Annotated in this window: 19 protein-coding genes; 15 read left to right on the forward strand and 4 right to left on the reverse strand. The window is 35.7% G+C overall.

Going from position 1 to position 22,002, the window contains the following annotated elements; translation table 11 throughout:
- Window positions 1–114: 114 nt before the first annotated feature.
- From NSQ95_RS08820 to NSQ95_RS08845, 6 genes are all read left to right on the forward strand, one after another.
- Window positions 115–336 (forward strand): YozE family protein, encoded by a 222-nt coding sequence (locus NSQ95_RS08820; protein WP_298467800.1) that lies wholly within the window; start codon window positions 115–117, stop codon window positions 334–336.
- A gap of 72 nt (window positions 337–408) precedes the next feature.
- Window positions 409–1,110, forward strand: a complete 702-nt coding sequence (gene deoD, locus NSQ95_RS08825) for a purine-nucleoside phosphorylase (protein WP_169360112.1) — start codon at window positions 409–411, stop codon at window positions 1,108–1,110.
- Window positions 1,111–1,183: 73 nt separating this feature from the next.
- A complete protein-coding gene (locus NSQ95_RS08830; protein WP_340883628.1) occupies window positions 1,184–2,710 on the forward strand; it encodes a S41 family peptidase in 1,527 nt (508 codons plus the stop codon).
- A 130-nt stretch (window positions 2,711–2,840) separates the two neighbouring features.
- The gene (locus NSQ95_RS08835; RefSeq protein ID WP_298467867.1) at window positions 2,841–3,746 is read left to right on the forward strand and encodes a GTP-binding protein; all 906 of its coding nucleotides are present in this window, start codon (window positions 2,841–2,843) and stop codon (window positions 3,744–3,746) included.
- A complete protein-coding gene (locus NSQ95_RS08840) occupies window positions 3,739–3,993 on the forward strand; it encodes a hypothetical protein (protein ID WP_298467806.1) in 255 nt (84 codons plus the stop codon). The genes NSQ95_RS08835 and NSQ95_RS08840 overlap by 8 nt, the downstream gene beginning before the upstream one ends.
- A gap of 160 nt (window positions 3,994–4,153) precedes the next feature.
- Window positions 4,154–5,089 (forward strand): CAP domain-containing protein, encoded by a 936-nt coding sequence (locus NSQ95_RS08845; RefSeq protein WP_298467808.1) that lies wholly within the window; start codon window positions 4,154–4,156, stop codon window positions 5,087–5,089.
- Window positions 5,090–5,379: 290 nt separating this feature from the next.
- Here NSQ95_RS08845 and NSQ95_RS08850 read toward each other — a convergent pair whose 3' ends face one another.
- On the reverse strand, window positions 5,380–6,732 hold the full coding sequence (locus NSQ95_RS08850; protein ID WP_169360109.1) for an MATE family efflux transporter: 1,353 nt from the start codon (window positions 6,730–6,732) through the stop codon (window positions 5,380–5,382).
- A gap of 40 nt (window positions 6,733–6,772) precedes the next feature.
- Between NSQ95_RS08850 and NSQ95_RS08855 the strand changes: the two genes are divergently transcribed.
- Window positions 6,773–7,849, forward strand: coding sequence for an undecaprenyldiphospho-muramoylpentapeptide beta-N-acetylglucosaminyltransferase (locus NSQ95_RS08855; RefSeq protein WP_251553193.1), 1,077 nt, complete (start codon window positions 6,773–6,775; stop codon window positions 7,847–7,849).
- Window positions 7,850–7,887: 38 nt separating this feature from the next.
- Here the strand turns inward: NSQ95_RS08855 and NSQ95_RS08860 are convergent, their stop codons facing one another.
- The gene (locus NSQ95_RS08860; protein WP_169360107.1) at window positions 7,888–8,433 is read right to left on the reverse strand and encodes a GNAT family N-acetyltransferase; all 546 of its coding nucleotides are present in this window, start codon (window positions 8,431–8,433) and stop codon (window positions 7,888–7,890) included.
- A gap of 677 nt (window positions 8,434–9,110) precedes the next feature.
- On the opposite strand from NSQ95_RS08860, the gene NSQ95_RS08865 reads away from it, so the two are divergent.
- The 7 genes from NSQ95_RS08865 (at window position 9,111) to NSQ95_RS08895 (ending at window position 18,897) form a co-directional block, all read left to right on the forward strand.
- Window positions 9,111–9,788 carry a response regulator transcription factor gene (locus NSQ95_RS08865; protein ID WP_298467817.1) on the forward strand — a complete coding sequence of 226 codons (678 nt, stop codon included), beginning with the start codon at window positions 9,111–9,113 and terminating at the stop codon, window positions 9,786–9,788.
- On the forward strand, window positions 9,785–11,155 hold the full coding sequence (locus NSQ95_RS08870) for a HAMP domain-containing histidine kinase (protein WP_342560709.1): 1,371 nt from the start codon (window positions 9,785–9,787) through the stop codon (window positions 11,153–11,155). The genes NSQ95_RS08865 and NSQ95_RS08870 overlap by 4 nt, the downstream gene beginning before the upstream one ends.
- Window positions 11,156–11,430: 275 nt before the next feature.
- Complete coding sequence (locus NSQ95_RS08875) at window positions 11,431–14,232, forward strand: 2-oxoglutarate dehydrogenase E1 component (protein ID WP_342560710.1); 2,802 nt, start codon at window positions 11,431–11,433, stop codon at window positions 14,230–14,232.
- A gap of 26 nt (window positions 14,233–14,258) precedes the next feature.
- On the forward strand, window positions 14,259–15,500 hold the full coding sequence (gene odhB, locus NSQ95_RS08880; RefSeq protein ID WP_169360103.1) for a 2-oxoglutarate dehydrogenase complex dihydrolipoyllysine-residue succinyltransferase: 1,242 nt from the start codon (window positions 14,259–14,261) through the stop codon (window positions 15,498–15,500).
- Between the two features lie 397 nt (window positions 15,501–15,897).
- Entirely contained in the window at window positions 15,898–16,095 is a 198-nt protein-coding gene (locus tag NSQ95_RS08885) for a DUF6501 family protein (RefSeq protein ID WP_342560711.1), read from the forward strand.
- Between the two features lie 60 nt (window positions 16,096–16,155).
- Window positions 16,156–17,007 carry a MoxR family ATPase gene (locus tag NSQ95_RS08890; RefSeq protein WP_342560800.1) on the forward strand — a complete coding sequence of 284 codons (852 nt, stop codon included), beginning with the start codon at window positions 16,156–16,158 and terminating at the stop codon, window positions 17,005–17,007.
- Between the two features lie 9 nt (window positions 17,008–17,016).
- On the forward strand, window positions 17,017–18,897 hold the full coding sequence (locus NSQ95_RS08895; protein ID WP_342560712.1) for a VWA domain-containing protein: 1,881 nt from the start codon (window positions 17,017–17,019) through the stop codon (window positions 18,895–18,897).
- Window positions 18,898–19,052: 155 nt separating this feature from the next.
- Here the strand turns inward: NSQ95_RS08895 and NSQ95_RS08900 are convergent, their stop codons facing one another.
- Both NSQ95_RS08900 and NSQ95_RS08905 read right to left on the reverse strand, forming a co-directional pair.
- Entirely contained in the window at window positions 19,053–19,535 is a 483-nt protein-coding gene (locus tag NSQ95_RS08900; RefSeq protein WP_342560713.1) for a GyrI-like domain-containing protein, read from the reverse strand.
- A 440-nt stretch (window positions 19,536–19,975) separates the two neighbouring features.
- Window positions 19,976–20,413, reverse strand: coding sequence for a DUF3139 domain-containing protein (locus tag NSQ95_RS08905; RefSeq protein WP_342560714.1), 438 nt, complete (start codon window positions 20,411–20,413; stop codon window positions 19,976–19,978).
- A 449-nt stretch (window positions 20,414–20,862) separates the two neighbouring features.
- On the opposite strand from NSQ95_RS08905, the gene NSQ95_RS08910 reads away from it, so the two are divergent.
- On the forward strand, window positions 20,863–21,615 hold the full coding sequence (locus NSQ95_RS08910; RefSeq protein WP_342560715.1) for a hypothetical protein: 753 nt from the start codon (window positions 20,863–20,865) through the stop codon (window positions 21,613–21,615).
- Window positions 21,616–22,002: the final 387 nt, after the last annotated feature.

Below are 22,002 nucleotides of genomic sequence, written 5' to 3' on the forward strand. Positions count from 1 at the left end.
CCATTCCTTTCTAATGTTTTATCATCATAATTTTTAGTTTAATTGTTTTAGACTGAATTATCTACAAAATTTTAAATTAATATACTACTTCAGGACTAAAGGAGGAAAAATAATATGAATCAATCGTTTTATTTATTTGCATTAAAATTCCGGGGAGGTCAAAAGACCGATGCCAAAGCTCTATTTGCGGAACAAATGTTTTTACAGCATGATTTTCCAAAAGCAGAAACATCTTTTCAGCCACTTTCCGAGTATATTGAGGAGCTCGCGCATCCAGAGATGCCGGCAATAGTTTTTGATGAAATATGGGAGTTATACGAAGACAATAACCTCTAGGCTTCTACATTGCATTTTATAGTAAAAAAAGGTATCATAAACACGATAAGTTTTAGAAATGAGGTTATATTAATGAGTATTCATATTAATGCAAAAAAAGGTGAAATAGCTGACACGATTTTACTACCAGGAGATCCACTTCGTGCAAAATATATTGCTGAAACTTTCTTAGAGGATGTTGTGCAATATAATGAAGTGCGTAATATGTTTGGTTACACAGGTACATATAAAGGGAAAAGAGTTTCTGTACAAGGAACAGGAATGGGAGTACCATCCATTTCTATATATACAACTGAATTAATGGCTGAATATGATGTACAAAAATTAATCCGTGTTGGAACTTGTGGAGCTATCCAAAAAGACGTAAAAGTACGTGACGTTATTCTTGCTCAATCAGCATCTTCTGACTCTTCTATGAATAAAGTACTTTTAGATGATATTAGCTTTGCTCCTACTGCTGATTTCAATTTATTATACAATGCATATAATGCAGGTAAAGAAGCAGGACTAAACCTACGCGTAGGTAATGTATTTACAGCTGATTTATTCTATAATGAAAATGCTCAAAATGAAAAATGGGCAAGCTACGGTGTACTTGCAGTTGAAATGGAAGCTGCTGCATTATATACACTAGCTGCTAAATACGGAAGACAAGCTCTAGCCGTATTGACTGTTAGTGATCACATTATTACTGGAGAAGTTACTTCTTCAGAAGAAAGACAAACAACATTTAATGACATGATCGTAGTGGCATTAGAAGCAGCATTAAAATAAGGATGTAATTTTAAAAAAAACAGACTGTCATTTTTGGCAGTCTATTTTTTGAAAAACGAATTGTGTGAAAAGGGTGAAGATTTTGGACGAACAAGAGCAACGAACAAACGAAGAACAGGAACAATCATCGCCTGAATCTTCCAAATATGTAAAGATTAAACCTTTGATGCTTTGGTTAATGATTTTTGGTCTCATGATAATCACGGCTGGCGTTACATCACTTCTATTTATGTTTGGAAAAGAGGATGAAGCTAGTGAAATAAAAGGGCAAGAATCACAGGTACAATATGTAGGTGAACGAAAAGAATTCACTAAGTTATATATGGCTTATGACAAATTAAAAAAAGATTACTATAAGGATATTGATGAGGATACAGTGATTAATGGTGCCATCAATGGCATGGTCGATGCACTGGAAGATCCTTATTCTGAATACATGGATACAGAAGAGGCATCTATGTTTGAAGACAGTGTTCATTCGAGCTTCCAAGGAATTGGAGCGGAAATACAGGAGCAAGATGGTATCATTACGGTTATTTCTCCTATTAAAAATTCTCCAGCCGAAAAGTCTGGGTTGTTACCTAATGATAAGGTTTTAAAAGTAGATGGGAAAGATATTAAAGGCTACAGTGTTTCGGAAGCTGTTTTATTAATTCGCGGTAAAAAAGGCACTGAAGTTACATTAACGATTCAACGTGGTGAAGGCGCATTAATTGAAACGACAATAGTTCGAGATGATATCCCTATAGAAACAGTTTATCCTGAGATGTTAAGTGACAAAGTAGGGCATATTATGATTTCTAGCTTTTCTGACGATACGTATGATGAGTTAGTTACTGCGATCGATGATCTGAAAAAAGAAGGCATGGAGTCATTAGTTCTGGATGTAAGACAAAATCCAGGTGGCCTGCTAGATTCGGCAGTCGACATTTCGAACCTCTTTGTTGAGGAAGGCAAAAATATTGTACAAATTGAAACAAAAGATGATAAAAACAAACTTGTAAAAGAGGCGATTGTTGCATCACCTGGTCTCCGAGTGGATCTTCCTGTTACAGTGTTGATCGACGAAGGGAGTGCATCTGCATCTGAGATACTTGCAGGAGCATTAAGCGAATCAGCAAATATGCCTATTGTTGGTGTAAATTCGTTTGGTAAAGGAACTGTGCAGTCTCTTAACAATTTACCTGATGGCTCTAATATTAAAATAACAACAGCAAAATGGTTAACACCGAAAGGTAACTGGATACATGATAAAGGTATTGCACCAGATTACGAAGTACAATATCCTTCTTATGCGATGTTATCTCCTTTAAATACTTCTGAAGTTTTAAAGACAGGTATGACATCAGATGCTATTAAAAATGCTAAGGAAATGTTAAAAGCAGTTGGATACGATCCAGGTACTATTAATACTAGCTTTGACGAGACTATGGTTTCTGCGGTGAAAAAATTCCAAGCTGACAACAAACTGGATGCTACAGGTGAGCTTACCGGTGATTCTGCTAATACATTGATGAATAAGCTTCGTGAAAAATTACTAAACGAAGATCCTCAATTATTAAAGGCAGAAGAGATAGCAAAGGATTTAATTAAAAAATAAGTAATAGCATAATCTATTTCTTAAAAGAGCTGACCTGCAATGGTCAGCTCTTTATTCAAGAGAAGAAGTTTTGACGTTGCCGAGTTGACGATGAATTTCTTTAGGAAATACATAGGAAGAGGTGTGGATGTTGAAAGATGTATATTTATTGAGTGGATTTTTAGGAAGCGGGAAAACATCCTTGTTAACCAATTTAATCTCACAATTCAAAAATGAAGGTATTAAACCAGCAGTAATTATGAATGAGTTAGGTAAATTGGCTTTTGATAGTAGAGCAGTAGAGGAAGACATCCCTCTTAAAGAAATGCTAGAAGGATGCATATGCTGTACAGGATCTGAGAAGATGGAAGCACAGCTTCAAATGTTGTTGGCTGGGGAAGATTTTGATGTGTTATTAATAGAGACTACTGGAGCTGCACACCCTGTTGAAGCATTAGATGCAGTATTCTCACCGATATTTGCAAATCAGTTAAATATAAAAGGTATTATTACTGTTGCCGACTGCAAAAGATGGTTAGAACGCGACAAGCTGTCACCCAGAACACGGATGCTCTTCCTTGAGCAAATCAAACATGCACATTTAATTGTTGCCAATAAAGTAGATTTACTAACTGATGACGAGATTGCGACTGCCTCTATGGAACTCCAAGGTATTAATGGGGATGCACCGATCATTCAAGCCTCAAACAGTAAAATTTCTATAAAAGCACTTGCTAACTTGGAAGCTACCTTTCATGAAAAAGAAGTTAAAGAAGCGGCAATAGGCAAGCAACTTTCCTTGTCTTCAAGGCTTCATACCTTTAACGGACCAATAGATCAAGAAGCCTTCGAGGATTGGGTTAGAGGTCTTCCTGACTCCGTCTATCGGATGAAGGGTTATGTTCCACTTAAGGGACACAAATATCCTTATTTATTTCAATATGCTTATGGAATGATCCAATGGCTCCCTGAATACATGAAAATGGAGCCCCAACTTGTAATTATCGGAGAGCAAATAAATAAGCTTGAGATTATAGGGGATTCGGTTAATGATTGATGCTTTTAAATTGCTATATAAAAATCGCACCACGAATGATATTACCGAAGAAGAAGTACGTAATGTCATTAAATCGGAGCTCCTAGACGAATATACTCACCCGAGGGTAAGGCAGAGCATTGAAAAAAAACGTGAAATGATCACAGAACGAGTTAAAAATAGCAAACTATCTATTTCACAGCAAGAAGATATACTTTTGGTAATTCACGAAGAATATATGAAATTGTCAAGAGCTTTAGAAAACTAATATTTTTATGTATTGGTTTATCCTACCATACCAAAGGAACGGAATCCTTTCTCCCGTCCATCTTTTAATACTCGAATGGACGAGATGGAAGATATTATATAATTTTTTCTTTTGATTTTGTGTATAAAATGAGAGAGCACAAAAGAAGGAGGAAATGAAAATGAACAAAAAGATTTTAGCAGGTATGCTAGCAGGAGGATTATTACTTACTGCTACAACAGCAACAGCATCAGCAGAAACAGCTGGTAATTCAAAAACTACTTCTGAGGCAAAAACATCCATCGAATGGAAGTCTCTAAAGATTAACTCTCAAAAATTGTCTTTAAGTGAGACAGAAATAAACAAAATGCTTCAAAAGTTTAATATAAATAAAGAGTTAATCGTTGCTAACCTAGCAAATACTATTAAAACAGAGGCTGCAAAGAAAAATGACGTGGCACAAAATACCCAAAAGGTACAAAAAGAAACAAAAGAGGTTACTAAACCCAACAATCAAATAAAAGAAAAACCAGTCGTTGAAAAAACACAAACTGCAGCAAAAGTAGAAGTAACTAAACCAAATGCTGCTAAAAAAGAAGCTACAACTGCGAAGGCTCCAGTAAAAAAAGAATCAACAGTGCCAGCGGCTCAACCAAAAAAAGAGGTAGCTACAACTTCTCCAACTACTCAGCAAGCTACTAAAAAAACGGAAACAAACAGTAATTCCAATCAAGCTCAAGTATCTTCTGTTATCCAACAGGTGGTAGATCTAACTAATGCCGAGCGTGCAAAGGAAGGCTTAGCACCTCTACAAATCGACTCTGCATTGACTAAGTCAGCACAGCTTAAATCTCAGGACATGAAGGATAATAATTATTTTTCACATACAAGTCCTACATATGGCTCACCTTTTGATCAAATGAAATCTTTAGGGATTAGCTACAAGTCAGCTGCAGAAAATATTGCAATGGGACAACGATCAGCTCAAGAAGTGGTACAAGGCTGGATGAATTCAGCTGGTCACAGAGCGAATATCATGAACGGTAGCTATACACATATTGGAGTAGGATTATCTGATAGTGGTTATTACTGGACACAACAATTTATTAGCAAATAATTAAAAGAGGCTAAGACAGCTCTTCTCAAAACAAAAGCCTCGAAATATTTTACCCTGGTAAAATATTTCGAGGCTTTCATTTTATCTATAGTTGATAACCGTTCCGGTAATTGCTTTCCATGGGCACTAACGAGAAATTACCAGATTGACATAGTTTTTAATATTGAAGAAAAAAGTGAAATCGGAAAAATGGATTTCACTTTTTCTTGTAGTTAGATTTGGATTACATCAATATCTAAAATATAACTGTTTAGCTATCCATAAAGTTTATGATTATTGTCAAATATCATTTAATAAAGCTTAGCAAACTTGCGCTGTAAGTATACTAAACGTGTTCCCAGGGTAAGTGCACCGACCGTTAAGCCGGCAATTAAGCCTATCCAGTAGCCAAATGGGCCGTATGCTGTGTAAGTACCTAGTATATAGCCAATAGGTAAACCTATTATCCAATAAGATATAATCGCCATGATAAACGTAATTGTAACATCCTTATAGCCCCTTAATGCTCCTTGAACTGGTGCTTGAATGGCATCAGATAATTGGAAGAGGGCAGCAAAAAAGAAAAATTGAACGGTTAAGTTAATGACCTCTACATCGTTTGTGTAAATGGCTGCTATAGGTTCTCGCCAAACAAGTAAAATAGTAGCTGACACAAAGCTAAAGGACACAGCTGTCCCGACTCCTAGCCAACTGTAGGATTTTGCATCCTGATAGCGTTTAGCCCCTACTTCTTGACCTACTAAAATAGTAGCTCCCATTGCAATACTTAAGGGAATCATATATAACAACGAAGTAAAATTCATAGCTATTTGGTGAGCTGAAATTACTGCTGTGGAAAATACACTCATCATAATCGTGACTGCAGAAAAAATAGTAGTCTCTGCAAAAATAGATAGTCCTATTGGTAAACCGATCACTGTTAATGTTTTTAACTTGGCCAACGACGGTTTCGTCCATTCTTGGAATATTTGTAGATCAGCAAACGGTTTATTGTATTTTATGATGAAAATAGTAATAATTAAAATGAGCCAATAAGTTATTGCTGAGGCTAATCCAGCCCCAACACCACCTAAAGCTGGCAATCCAAATTTACCGTAAATCAGCACATAATTTAGTGCGATATTAATTGGTGCAGACAGTAACGTGATGAACATGGAGATGCGGGTCTTGCCTAATGCATCTATAAACGATCGTAGGACACTGTATAGGAATAAAGGAAGTAGTCCGATGCACATCATCCATAAATATTTTTCCGCTATTATGCGTACACTAGTTTCAAGAGGAATTGCTTGAAGGATAGGGTCCAGAAACAAAATAATTCCTATAAAAACTAAAATAGCTAATAGAATAGCAATATATAAACCTTGTTGAACAAAGGTTCTCACATCTTCTTGCTTTTTTGCACCGATTAATTGTGCTACAATTGGCGTAATGCCTAGTAGAATACCAGTCAACCCGGTATATACTGGCACCCATAATGAAGAACCTATAGAAACGCCTGCTAGATGATTGATATTGTATTTACTTGTCATCAAGATATCAAAGAAAGTCATTAAATAGAGTGCGACCTGAGTGATTAAAATTGGTAGTACCATTTGAATCATTATCTTGGTTTTTTCTTGTAAGTTTTTTGTTTCTACCATATGGGCATACATCCTTTAGATAAATAGTTAGGAGATTATCATGAACAATAACAAAATAGTACTGACAGGCGGGGGAACAGCTGGTCATGTATCTTTAAATGAAGCCATTATCCCAGAATTATTAAGAAACGGATATGAAGTCCATTATATTGGTTCTGCTGATGGAATTGAAAAATCAATTATTGAAAAAAGCTTTCCCACTTTACCATATCACACTATTTCTAATGGTAAGTTAAGAAGGTACTTCTCTATCAAAAATTTCTCGGATCCATTTAAAGTCCTCTACGGAACAATGCAAGCTATGAGAACCTTAAGAAAAATAAAGCCTTCGCTTGTATTTTCTAAAGGAGGATTTGTTTCTGTGCCAGTTGTAGTGGCGGCAAAGCTCTCTAATATTCCAGTCGTAATACATGAGTCCGACATCACACCTGGTTTAGCAAACAAAATAGCAACACCATTTGCAGAGCATATATTTACGGTTTTTGAAGAGACATTAAAGTATATTCCAAGGGATAAGTCTTCCGCTATTGGAGCAATCATTCGCCCTGATCTGTTTCAAGGAGATGAAAAAATTGCAAGAGAGCTGACAGGCTTTAGTCCTTTTAAAGAAACAATTATAGTTATGGGTGGGAGCCAGGGCTCCAAAAGTATTAATGCTGCGATTAAAGATAATATAGACACTTTAACCAAGCGATTTCAGATTATTCATCTTTGTGGTAAAGGAAACCTAGACCCTTCATTGATAGATAAACCAAATTATAAAGCCTTTGAATACGTAACGGATGAATTACCTCATTTGTTGAAAATCACAAACTATGTAATAAGCAGAGCTGGCTCTAACTCCATATTTGAATTTTTAGAGTTAAAAAAACCTATGTTATTAATACCATTGTCTAAGAACGCAAGCAGGGGAGACCAGGTATTAAATGCAAACTTCTTTGAAAAATTAGGCTATGCTATTGTACTTGAAGAAGAGGGGCTCACCGCTGAGACATTTATGAATTCTCTTTCAGCTTTAGCATTAAACAAAGAAAAAATAATTGATGCACAGTGTCTGGCGAGTTCTTCCAAAACACCTGAGCAATTTACGGAACTACTACTAACATATAAAAACTAATGAAACTCCCGTCATAAAGTTGACGGGAGTTTCTTCTGTTACATAGCTTGTTCTTCTTCCGCATTTTGCTGAAGTGTTTTCATTAGGAAGAGGTCCTTAGGTATATAATATAAATCGAAATGGTTATTACCCTTATTAATCTCTTCGTATATCACTTGGTGAGAATCATTTGCTTTTAAAGCATAGCCAAGCTTTTCAGTTGCACGGATGCTCTTAATATTATTTTTTCTAATACGTAAAAACACGGTTTGTATATTCTGCTCAAAGAACAGTTCTTCTAAAAATTGTTCCTTCGCTTTCTTATTATAACCTTGACCTTGGAACTGTGTGCCGATCCAAGTTCCTAAAAATCCAGCACCGTGTTCAATATCAAATAGATTTATGGTTCCTATTGGTTGTCCATAGTCACTGATGATTGTTCGAGAAATAGTCGTTCCAGCTAATTCTTCCTCAATCATTTGTTTGGTTAAAAACCAGTATTCGTCTGCTGAGCTAGCTTTATGACGAACGAATGGCATAATAGTTGGATCTGACATAAGCTCAAATAGAGCGGTACACTCATGTAAGTCTCTTTTTTTCAACACAAAAAAACGCCTCCTCCAGAACTGAAAATGAGCAGAGTCATTCTAGTTCCCCTGAAATTTTTCATTTGAATTGCATAAAAAATTTCGGGGTAGGAATCGAACCTACTAGAACCAGCTCAAGAACCGGTGGCGCACCATTTGCCTTCCCTCGGCAAAGAAATACTTTGCCTTATAAAATTATTTGCATAGAATAATATACTTTAAGTTTTTCATTTTGCATAGAGTTTAAATTATACATTTTAAAAAAAAATATTGTTAATACTTGTATGTTTCACAATTAATACATATGATTAATTTACATAAACAAAAGATACATAGAAAATGATTTACTAGTACAGCTATTATAAATGAATATATCAAATCTTCCTATATTTTTCTATTGATTTGTTTGGATTATCTACAGGAAGTTTTAATTCATGTAATTGTACTTTATCTTTTTAAACGAATGCTTTTCAACTGATGATTTTCTATACAAATAGTATAAAAGTTAATAGAGGGTAGACCTATCGTTCACTCTCAAAAAGCTTCTCCGCTTAGCACGCGATACACTTTATTTTATTATAATAACTATGACCTAAATTCTCTTTTCAGAATTTGAAATCGATGAGAAGAAACAATTCATATAATTTTACTGCCGTTCATATAAAGTGAACGGTATTTTTAAAGGAAGTGTGAAAGTGAAACATCATATTTTATTAATAGAAGATGAAATTAATATAGCGAAGTTTGTGGAACTTGAGCTGAAACATGAAAATTTTGAGGTAACCGTATCTTTTGATGGAAGAGAGGGATATGAATTAGCTTTAGAAAACCATTACGATTTGTTATTAGTAGATGTTATGCTACCTAATTTAAACGGTTTAGAAATATGTCGCAGGTTTAGAAAAGTTAAAGATATTCCTATTATTTTAATAACTGCGAGAGATGCAGTTATAGATCGTGTTTCAGGATTAGAGGCTGGAGCAGATGACTATGTGGTCAAGCCATTCGCTATAGAAGAGCTTTTGGCTAGAATTCGTGCTGTATTAAGAAGGGTGGGGCATACCACATTAAATCAGGAATCTGTTTTATCGATACGTGGCTTACAGGTCAATCAAAAAGCATATAGGGTTACGTATTTTGGGCAGGAGATTATTTTAACGAAAACAGAGTATGACCTTCTTGTATGTTTTATGCAAAACCTTAACATCGTATTAACTCGGGATCAGATTTTAGAAATTGTATGGGGTTATGAATCAGAAGTAGAGACAAATGTAGTGGATGTTTATATTAGGCATCTTAGAAAGAAATTGCCGAAGGAAATTGCAGCTTTAATAGAAACAGTTAGAGGAGTGGGATACGTGATTCGTTCATGAAAAACTGGACTTTACAAAAAAAATGGACATATGCTTCTGCTCTGTCTATTTTTTTAAGTTTTTTAATGATGAGTGCCATTTTATATTTTTCGCTATACAACTGGATGCTTATGTCTGAAAAGAGAGTGGCCCATAACACATTAAACGAAGTTGTAAGCTTCTTTGAGTCACAGGGTCCTGTGATTAGCGTTCAAGACATTCAAAGAAATCGCACACTTATTAACCAGCTTGTTAACCAAGAGCAGTCTATAAGGGTTTTAAATGCAGATGGAATCGAGCTTCTCCGCATTAATGATGCGAGTCCATTTTCAGCATTCGAACCCACTTCAATAAATGAATTTGAAAAAGACAAAGTAGAAGGACAGACTATTTTTCATAAATCTGCTGAAATTGACTTCGGATTATTTAAGGGATATATAGAAATTTCCCACAGCCTTTCTAATTTTGAAGAACTAATGCGCTATATATTGTTGGCTATAACGTTATTTTCTCTCATAGCGCTATTACTATCTGCATTTATAGGGTATTCGTTGTCTGCATTCATGTTACGTCCAATTAAGGAATTACGTGATGAAATGCAGGAGGCAAAACGGACAAGGTTTTCTAAGGAAGTTAATTTTGAACGTTTGTCAAAAGATGAAATCGGTGAGCTGATGAAAATCTATAAGGAATTAATGGACGAGGTAAATGAAACAATCACCAGACAAGACGAGTTTATTCATAATGTATCTCATGAACTTCGAACACCTATTCAAGTTGTGGAAGGACATCTGGCTCTGCTGAATAGATGGGGCAAGGAACAACGAGATGTTCTGGACGAATCCCTGGACATTTCCTTAGCAGAAGTTCAAAAAATGAAAGTTTTAATAGAAGAAATGTTAAAGCTTGCAAAAAATGAACAAACATTTGAGAATACAAATACCCGTCTATTAAGTGTAGTCAAGGAATTGGAACAACAACTGGACGTGCTATCTCCAACTTCATCAATTGTTTACCGTGGAAATGAAAATATATCAGTTAATATCCCCTCAACGACATTGGAGCAAATTCTTAGAAACCTTATGGAAAATGCAATAAAATATAATGAAAACGATCCGAAAATAATTATAGAAGCTTGGGAAGACACTTCCAAAGTAGTAATTACTGTTTCAGATAATGGGATTGGTATTAAAAAAGAATCCCTTTCTAAAATCTTCGATCGTTTCTATACAGCAGACGAGGCACGTTCAAAGAATAAAGGAGGCTCAGGATTGGGCCTTAGCATTGTGCAACGACTAGTTGTTGCATATAAAGGTAGTATTAACGTAGAAAGTAATCAAAACGGAACAAAATTTTCCATATATTTCCCTAAATTTACAAGTGAATAATCATTCATTTCAAATGTATAAAAAAATTTAGAAAAGATTAATTTAATTTACCAAAAAGGATTGTATTTTTTAGTGAGAGTAGTAAGATGGATATGGAAAAATTGTTCTTATACTTGAATTCTTGAATTCTTTAAGTCTCATGAAAAGAGTGGTAAACTATTAATGTGAAGATTTAAAGAATAAAAATGTACATCTTTCATTTTCAGGCTTTTGCACTTATTTTTATGCAAATCATTAATGCCTATTGTGGCACAATATGTTGGAGGTTTTTTTAAATGTCGAACAATCAAACACCTTGGTCCATTTTCTCAGGACCCAATCTTGGTTATGTGATGGAGCAGTATGATTTATACCTTCAATCACCAGAAGAAGTGGATCAAGAACTAGTTAGCTTATTTGAAGAGTATGGGGCACCAGTTCTGGATACAACTACAAATGGTACAGGAGCTGCTTTACCAACTGTGGAATCCAACAACTTCGATAAAGTGATTCGTGCAATCGAGTTGGCTGATGCTATACGAGCTCACGGGCACTTATCTGCAGATATCTATCCTTTAAATGACAGAGAGAAAAATGATTCTCGAATCAATTTTAAGACTTACGGTATAACTCCTGCTGATTTAAAAGAAGTTCCTGTAGCTTTTTTATTAGCTGATGCACCAAACACAGTTACCAACGGTTTAGAGGCAATTGAGTACTTAAAATCTGTTTATACGAATAAAATAGCTTTTGAGATTTCTCATATTGTGAATGTAGAAGAGCGCAAGTGGTTACAGGGCAAGATTGAAAAAGGTGTTGTATTAGAAAACTTATCTGCTGATACAAAAAAGGAATTATTGAAACGTTTAACTCAAATTGAAGGTTTTGAGAAATTTATTCACCGTACGTTTGTGGGAGCAAAACGCTTCTCTATTGAAGGTTTAGATTCATTAGTGGTTTTGATAGACGAGCTTGTTAGACAATCTAATATCACTAAAACAAAACAAGTAAACATTGGTATGGCCCACCGTGGACGTTTAAATGTATTAACACACGTTTTAAACAAGCCTTATGAGATGATGTTCGCAGAGTTTGCACACGTACCTTCTGAAGCTTTTCAACCAAAAGACGGCTCTTTAGAGCTTTCTGAGGGATGGTATGGTGATGTGAAATACCATAAAGGTGCTGCTTACCATTCTCCATCTGGATTAACGATTAAATTAGCATATAACCCTTCTCACTTAGAAGTAGTAAGTCCTGTAGTAACAGGGCAAACTCGTGCTGCTCAAGAAACAACGGATCAAGCAGGTTTGCCAGTTCAAGATAAAAATGCTGCTTATGCAATTTTAGTTCATGGAGATGCGGCTTTCCCTGGTCAAGGTATCGTCACAGAAGTGTTAAACTATAGTAGAGTAAGAGGCTTCCAAACTGGAGGTTCGATCCATATCATCGCAAATAATATGATCGGATTTACAACGGAGCATTACGATTCACGTTCTACTTTCTATTCTTCTGACCCAGCTAAAGGATATGAAGTTCCTGTTATTCATGTAAATGCAGATGATCCAGAGGCTGTTATCGGCGTAGCAAAACTTGCTCACGAATACCGTAACAAATTTGGTAAGGACATTGTTATTGACTTACTTGGTTATCGTAGATATGGCCACAATGAAATGGATGAGCCACTTGTGACTAATCCACAAATGTATCATATTATTCATAAACACCCGACTGTACGTAATATTTACGGACAAAAGTTAGTAAATGAAAACGTTATCCAAGAAGCCGAAGTGAAAAAGCTGGATGAAACTATCTTCAGTGGAATGCAAGAAGCATACGATCGCGTGAAAGAGCTTCCACAGACTACTGCACATGAGATTATTATTCCTGATGCTGTATTAGAGGGAATGCCTGAGCTACCTACTGGAGTTGAGGAAGGCAGACTGAAGAAAATCAATGAAGAATTATTAAGCTGGCCATCTGATTTCAAAGCGTTCAAAAAATTAGAGAAAATTTTAAAACGTAGAGAAGAGCCATTTAAAGGGAAAGGTAAAATCGACTGGGGTCATGCAGAAACACTTGCCCTAGCAACGATTATTCAGGAAGGGAACTCTGTTCGCTTAACTGGTCAAGATGCACAACGTGGTACATTCTCACATAGACACTTAGTGTTACATGATGAAAATACAGGTGCAGAACTTACACCAATTCACTATATTAGTGATGCAAAAGCTTCCTTTACCGTTCACAACAGTCCATTAACAGAAACAGCAGTGTTGGGCTATGAGTTTGGTTATAACTTGGAGAATGCTAATTCATTAACTATTTGGGAAGCCCAATACGGGGACTTCGCAAATATGGCGCAAGTTATGTTTGACAATTTTATCAGTTCAGCTCGATCTAAATGGGGATTGAAATCTGGACTTGTGATGCTATTACCGCATGGTTCAGAAGGTCAAGGCTCAGAGCACTCAAGTGCACGTCTAGAGCGTTATTTACAGCTTGCTGCAGAAAATAACTGGACAGTTGCGAATCTATCAAGTGCAGCAAACTATTTCCATATCCTTAGAAGACAAGCTAAAATGCTAAAAGAAGACGCAATTCGACCATTAATAATCGTTTCTCCTAAATCATTACTTCGACATCCTTTAGTCGGTGCAGAGGTAGCAGATTTGACTGAAGGTAAGTTTGAGACTATTATTGAACAGCCTGGCTTAGGCCAACAACCTGACAAGGTCGAAAAAGTAGTCTTTGCAAGTGGTAAACTAGCAATTGACTTAGCAGACAAAGTGAAGGATGGAGAAGGATATGACTTCATGCATATCGTTCGCGTAGAGCAACTTTACCCATTCCCAGAAGAGAAAATTCAAACGATTGTAGATCGTTATCCAAATCTTAAACAAATTGTTTGGGCTCAAGAAGAAACAGAAAATATGGGCTCATGGAATTTTGCACTTCCATATTTACTGGATATTGCAAAAGGAAAAGATATTAAGTACGTAGGGCGAGTACATCGCTCAAGTCCTGCTGAAGGTGATATCGACACTTATAAAGTAGAGCAAGCAAGAATTATTGAAGAAGCATTGAAAAGCATGTAAGAAAAGCAATAGAGGAGGAAAATCAAGTGGCAGAAATTATAGTTCCCGAATTAGCAGAATCAATTACAGAAGGTACCATTGCACAATGGTTAAAACAACCAGGTGATACAGTGGAAAAAGGCGAGTTTATCGTTGAGTTAGAAACAGATAAAGTAAATGTAGAGGTAATTTCAGAAGAAGCTGGAGTTGTTAGCGAATTACTATTTGCTGAAGGCGATACGGTACAAGTAGGCGAAGTAATTGCTATCGTAGGTGCAGGTTCAGGCGCACCAGCAGCTAAAGCTGAAACTAAGGAAGAACCGAAAGAAGAAAAAGCACCTGCAGTAAGTGGCAATAAAGCTGAAGAGGTAGCTAAAGCTAATGAAGACGCTTCTAAAGAACAAGACCGCACAATTGCTAGCCCAGCTGCTCGTAAGTTAGCTCGTGAAAAAGGTATTAATTTAAGCGAGATTTCTCCAGTAGATCCTATGGGACGCGTTCGAGTTCAAGATGTATCTGCTCACGGTTCTAAACCTGCTGCACCTAAAGCTGAAGCTTCAAAATCTGCAGCTCCAGTAAAAGAAGATGATGGACGTACAACTCGCGAGAAAATGTCACGTCGTCGTCAAACTATCGCTTCTCGTCTGTTAGAAGTTAGACAAAGCACAGCAATGTTAACAACATTTAATGAAATTGATATGACGAATGTAATGGCTTTACGTTCTCGTAAAAAAGACAAATTCTTTGATGATAATGATGTGCGTTTAGGATTCATGTCATTCTTTACTAAAGCTGTCGTTGCAGCATTGAAAAAATATCCTTACGTAAATTCTCAAATTGATGGAGATTATATTGTAAAAAATAATTTCTATGATATTGGTATCGCTGTATCTACAGAAGGCGGACTTGTAGTGCCAATCGTACGTGATGCAGACCGTAAAAACTTTGCAGAAATCGAAGGAGATATTGCTGGTCTTGCTAAAAAAGCTCGCGATAACAAGTTAGCTCTTTCAGACATGGCTGGTGGTTCTTTCACTATCACAAACGGTGGAGTATTCGGTTCACTATTATCAACACCAATTTTAAATGGTACACAAGTTGGTATTCTTGGAATGCACACAATCCAAAAACGTCCAATCGCTGTTGGAAATGAAGTTGAAATCCGTCCAATGATGTACGTGGCTCTTTCTTATGACCACCGTGTTATCGATGGAAAAGATTCTGTTGGATTCTTAAAAACAGTAAAAGAACTTCTTGAAAGCCCAGAAGACTTAATGTTAAATTCTTAATATTTTTAAGGCTGGCATATACCCGGCCTTAAATATTCAAAGCACCGAAAATTCTACGTTATGTAGATTTTTCGGTGTTTTTTTTGTCTACTTCTTACATGTGTGTTCTATACGGTATGCGTTTTCCAAGGAGTGTTACCTAAAGAGGAGGTGCGCACCTAAAAGCGTGGAAGAGTCACCTAAACCCGTGGAAAGCGCACGTAAAAGGGAGCGAATGTCACCTAAAGAGTAAAAGTGCACCTATACGTTGACCATTGACACCTAAATCATTAGTAAGCGAACCTAAAGGCAGTAGAACTGTCACCTAAACCAGAGCAAGTGACACCTAAATACAGCAGTAACATGATTGAATTTTCATGAATTCAATCGTATACTATAGGTAAAGGAAGTGGTTGAAATGGTACATACTAATTGGGCTTTAAAGCCAACTACTAAGACAGTAACATGTATTCATACAGACGCTAAAAAATTCTTAGTTAGCAATGTATTGACAGTTGGAAAGACATACGAAGTAAAAAATGAAACAGAAGAATTTTTATTCGTCATTGATAATACCGGTAAGGTCGGCGGATACTACAAGGAATATTTTCAATAAAAAACTGATGAGCCTTCATCAGTTTTTTTTGTTAAGGAGGACAATAGCGTGATTGAGTTAATAAAAAATGAAAAAGAGCTAAGAACTAGCCGATTACACAGTGAGAAAGATATAGATCTGATTGGCACGGGAGGATATGTTTCGCCTATCGACCATTTATATGAAGATGTGCTGATAGCGATTTCCTTAAAAAAACCTGTTTTATTAAAGGGGCCAACGGGAGCAGGAAAGACTAAGCTAGCTGAAACAGTGTCCCATTTTTTTTCACAGCCAATACAAAGTATCAACTGTTCTGTAGACCTAGATGCGGAGGCATTGCTTGGTTTTAAAACGATTGTCATTAAGGAAGGGACTAATGTGATTGAATTTGTAGATGGTCCTGTAGTTGAGGCGATGAAAAAGGGACATATTCTTTATATAGATGAAATAAACATGGCTAAGCCTGAAACCTTGCCAATTTTACATAGTGTATTAGATTACCGTCGTATGTTGACTAATCCATATACGGGTGAGGTTATTAAGGCACATCCTGATTTTTCTGTTATCGCAGCAATAAATGAAGGATATATTGGAACTACTCCTATGAATGAAGCATTAAAAAATCGTTTTGTTTCTTTTTCTATTCCCTATATTACCGGAGAATTACTTGAGAAACTGTTTAATAATTTATTCCCAAATGCTCCTAAAGATCTTCATACTCTAATGCTTAACCTAGCAGAGGATTTAATGGCACAAGTGCAGCAAGGTCTTTTAGCAGAGGATGCTGCATCTATTCGGAGTCTCCAATATGCAATGGATTTAGCACAATATATGGATCCTTTAAGAGCAATTGAATATGCAATTGCTGAAAAGCTAGATGATGAGCAAGAGAAGAGACTCGTTTTAGAGCTTGCTTCCTCTTGGGTTAAGTGAGGCGGTATAATGTCTTCAGTAAATCGCTTTATACAATTTAACAACGAAACGATTGATGCTAGACAACTGATGCATTACGAGACAATTGCTCGTGCAATGACCAAAGACCTGGGAATTACTATTAATGAACGAAAGCTAATAGAATTCCAGCCGGAGGAGCAAACAATATCTATTAGTGTGTTTTGGAGACATCGAAGTGAAGAGGTGATGCATAAAGGGAGACTTTCAGACATCTATCTCTTAACCGAAGGGTTCTGGAAATACTTCAGCATAGGCGCTTGGCTAGACTACTTAAAAGATAGAGATGACACTCTGTCTAAATTAATGGATCAACTAGTGTTTTGTCTTGAGGAATTTCGCCTTATGGAAAATATACAAAAAAGACGTATTGGTACAAGGAAAATCTTTATTGCAAGAGTGGAAACATACCTTGCCTTTCATAAGCAACAGTTAATTGTTAATCTTCAAAAAGGGTTTTTAGCAGATGCTTATATTAGTTACCTTTATATTAGTTTATATGAAGGTACAATTAATGCAAAAGGTCCTGATTCGTTTGTTCAAACTAACAGCATGATTCAAAGAGTATACGATCACAGATCTACAAATGACTCTATTAATTTAGCGTATCAGCTTGTAAATTTTTTAAGGGAATATATTTCGACTGATTCTATTTTACAATTTTATGCGATTCTTTCTCCTAATACTTTAATGAATAAAGACTTTCATTATCATCAAGGCATGAAGGATTCTATAAAAGGTGAGGATGAAAGGAAAGACACAATCGAGGAAGTATTTAGATCCTGGCATAGAGAAAATGAACAGGAAAGCGGAGTCCATCTACAGTATGAGCTGGAACACGGAACAGATGGGAAAGCTGAACAAAATGTCAACGCTGAAGAAGGCCGAGAGGGTCATGACATTACGGAAACGGGTAGGGGACAATCCTCTGGGAATACGAAGGAAAATCTTTCGTCAGATCAAGTAGAGGATAAAATGGGAAGTACCAAGAAGGCAGGCAAGAACTTTGGATATGAACATTTAAATGTGATATACGAAGAAAAGAGAATTGAAAGCATGCTCCATCCACATACGAAATTAGAACTGCAGACAATCCGGCAGGAGCAAGCTCCCTTTGTTAAGGCCTTTGTCCATGAAATGAAAAAACGCATGGAACAAAAAAAGGTAGATAAGCGGACCAATTTATCAAAAGGTCGACTTTCTACTCGAATGACGTCTATATGGACAGAGGAAAGACCTAAGCCGTTCTACAAAAAAGATGCTCCAAGTACAAGACTCAACGCCGTATTTGGTTTACTGGTAGATGGGTCTGCATCTATGCAGGATAAAATGCCGGAGACCCAAAAGGCTGTTTTATTATTCCACGATGTACTAAGAGAATTAAACATTGCTCATGAAATTGTACTTCATTATGAGGATGCCTATGAGGCAACTGAAACTAGCCAGCCTAATACATTTGAATGGATTCATCGATTAGAAGATGGACAAAAGGATAGTGGTCAAAATATTTTGTCCATGGAAGCGCATGAGGATAACCGTGATGGTTTTGCAATCCGTTGGATAGGCAAACGTTTAGAAACTAGACCAGAAATACATAAATTTCTATTAGTCTTCTCAGACGGAGAACCCTCAGCTTTTGGCTATGCCCAAAATGGTATTATGGATACTGCTGAAGCAGTATTGGAAGTCGAACGAAAACAGATTTCTATACTTCATTTATTTCTTAATGAAGAGGAGCCAACAGACGAACAAATTAACCTGTTCCAGCTCATTTTCGGTAAGAAAACAGCGACAGCTTCCTCTATGGAGAAGTTCTCAGATGAAACGTTGCGCTTACTGCGTAAAATGCTTCAGCATGTCGTAAAAAGCTAAGAAGAATAGTTAATCTTAGTATTGTTTATAAAGGAGGCGGTTATGATCAATAAATCATAACTGCCTCTTTAAAATATTTCTTTGTTATATGGTGTAAGTGTTTTTCTGTAATGGAACTTAATTCACATTTTCCTATCTGATTTCCCCTAATCCAGTTAAGCTTTTCGTTTTTTTATGGGAACAAACAAGTCTACTTTTAATTTCCCTTCTGGGTCTTCAACGGGATTATTCATGTTAAACTCCAGATTATATCTGGCATGATCAGCATCATAATTACTAATTGGAAGCCAATGTTCAAACATATATTTATAAGCTGAATTCAATTTTTCAGGACTATCATAAAATTCATACATAGCATATTGTCCACCATCCAGCTTTTTGAATTGCATATTTTTATGTTTCGTTTTATCAAAGCCTTCAGGAATTGTAACACAAGCATCGTGTCGACATTTATTACTTTCAACAATGTTGGGATCATCCAAGGATATTCCTATAAATGACTGATGGGGTGGAAAAAAACCATTTTCATATGCCCAGTGCATTAAATTACCCCAGTGTTCTTGCGGTTCAAAATAACTTCCAGTTCGTCTAACAAAGGCTACCTCGTATACAGGTAGTTCTTTAATGACTATCTCCATTTTAATCATCTCCTAAATATCAATAATTTATTTATTCGTTTTTAGTAGTTTAAATCCCTTTAGGCTGTTATAGATAAATGTTGATATTTGCTCAAATGGAACTAAAAGTACTATGGTGAAATCAACAAATAAAAAAGGACTATAAAAATTTTTAGAAAGGTATATTTTTATTATTGGAATTTTTAGGTGTTTTGAAGTCAGAGCGTACTCTTCATGTAGATATATTTTAAAAAGGCTTAGTTAAAGACTTAACGAGTTCGGTTGATGGGGAGAAAATGCTAAAAGCACCTCAATTATCACCCTAATCGGTACACATTTCGTATCCTAAATAACAGTATAAACGGTATTAAAAAACGCACAGTAATAATCTGTGCGTTTTTACTTGTCGTATTTTATTATTGTGATTTCACTAAACCTTACTTAACAATCACGTCGATTGCTTAATTTTGATTTTCTAGAGAGTTAACACATTTTTCTTCACTATGTTTTGTCTCGCCTTCAAAAATATCTATAACACCATTGGGTAACAATTTATCCTTTTCACAAAATTGCTTAACCTGCTTGTCTTTTTTAGTTAATCCATAATAATACATCACGTCTGGTTCGTCTCTAAAAACAACCATGTAATGACCATGATAAAAATCTTTATTTATGACGTGTTTAGGTTCCACAAAATGCAATTCCTCTATGTCGCTTTCTTTGTACCCCTGTTCCTCCAAATAAACTGGCCCATTTTTATTTGCCATATATTTTGTATAAGGATTTCCGTTGTTTAACAAGTAAATAACGACAAAAGGAGTTGCTATGACAAGGATTAAAATTACACTTATCGCAATCCATATACTTTTTTTTATATTAATCCCTCCAGTCTGTTTCACAAAAGGCTCCGCTTGTTGAATGATTACTTTAACTGTAATCTACTTTACCATATAAACTTTCTTTCTTTTGGTTAATTTAACTATTTTGAAAACTATTTTCATAACAACTATTATTCAACAAATTAACATATGTCTTAACATTGCAATTAGGATTGTAATACGCAATGCCACGTAAATTTAGGTGGTGTTATGAATTGATATGCTAGTAACTATACCAAATTATCCATATTATGTGTCATAACATTGATATAACAACGAAAACAGGGACACCAATTCATATGCGAATGGCGTCCCGAATTGGTACTTGATTTGATGTTTTCTCCCCTAGTTCCGAACCTGTTATTAAAGACTAGAGGTTCTTTTTTTTTGAAGCAATGTAGTGTGTGAGATGTTACACTTAAACGAACGAAGCAGGTCAGGTCAACTAGATAACTAAAGGGGTGTTTTTTGTGGAAAATCAATATACATGTATTTATGATATAAATAAATACAGAGACGCTATAATTAAATTTAATGGAGATGGTCAAGAACTCGAATTCAAATTTATGATTCCATTCGTTTCAGTTCCTCATTTCTTTCATATTCTTTTAGAACTATGGACTGGGAAAGTGAACAAAGATAACATAAACGGTTACGGTATTCCAGCGGAATATTATTTAACGGTGGAGGAGAAAAACCTATGTGTTGAACGTCTTACTTCTAGCGAAGATAGTCGTAAGCCTATTTTTCACAATTATAAATTTGACTTTGAGAGATTTGCTAAAGCATTGGATAAAGGATTCTCTGAATATTTCCAAGAACAAAAGAACAAAGGACTATATCCTCTTCCTCTTGAGGTTGATGAATACAGTCATCACTTATCGAATATAGTAATTAAAAAATATGAAGAATTCTCGACCATCATCAACGAGAGTGAATTGAATATGATTAGACCGGTAGAGGAGATAAAGATTACTTTGTTAGATGATGTACCAGCATATCACCTTTTAAAATCCGAAAAGGAAGGTATAGAATTTCTCCTAAAAAACGACTACAAAAAAGTAAATGGTTTAGGTTATTACGTTGTATCATTCCACGGAGAAGGACTAGAAGAAACAGTGTTACAAACTGTATTTGACGATAGGGAAGATGCCGAAAATTGTATGGAGTTACTGGTGCAGAGATTAGAAAATGGTCACGGTAGAGGTATATTGGGTATTTAAAAGAATGGTAATTTCCACTTAAACTAACAGGTAATTTAGCAAAGAAGAAATCAAATTAAAATGAGCTTGGAGGAGATCTCCTAGCCCATTTTTTGTTTACAATAATTTCATATATTATAATATTTCATATAATCCTATAAAAGAATATTCATCTGAAACCGATGTGGTAGACTTTTATATAACTAGAAATTCTCATGAGGGTGAAGAAACCAATACAAAATGCCAAGATACGAATAATTGCAAGAAGGTTTTCGAATATTTTAGTGATCTAAACTTAAAGCCCATAAAGGATAAAACTGCATCTCAATATACTAAATTTCTTTACTACTCGTTCTAACGGAACTTCCAATTTACAGTTCTATATAAAAAATAGAGTCAAACTCAGAA

It is taken from the genome of Psychrobacillus sp. FSL W7-1457 (assembly GCF_038593405.1).
In the GTDB taxonomy this organism is placed as follows: domain Bacteria; phylum Bacillota; class Bacilli; order Bacillales_A; family Planococcaceae; genus Psychrobacillus.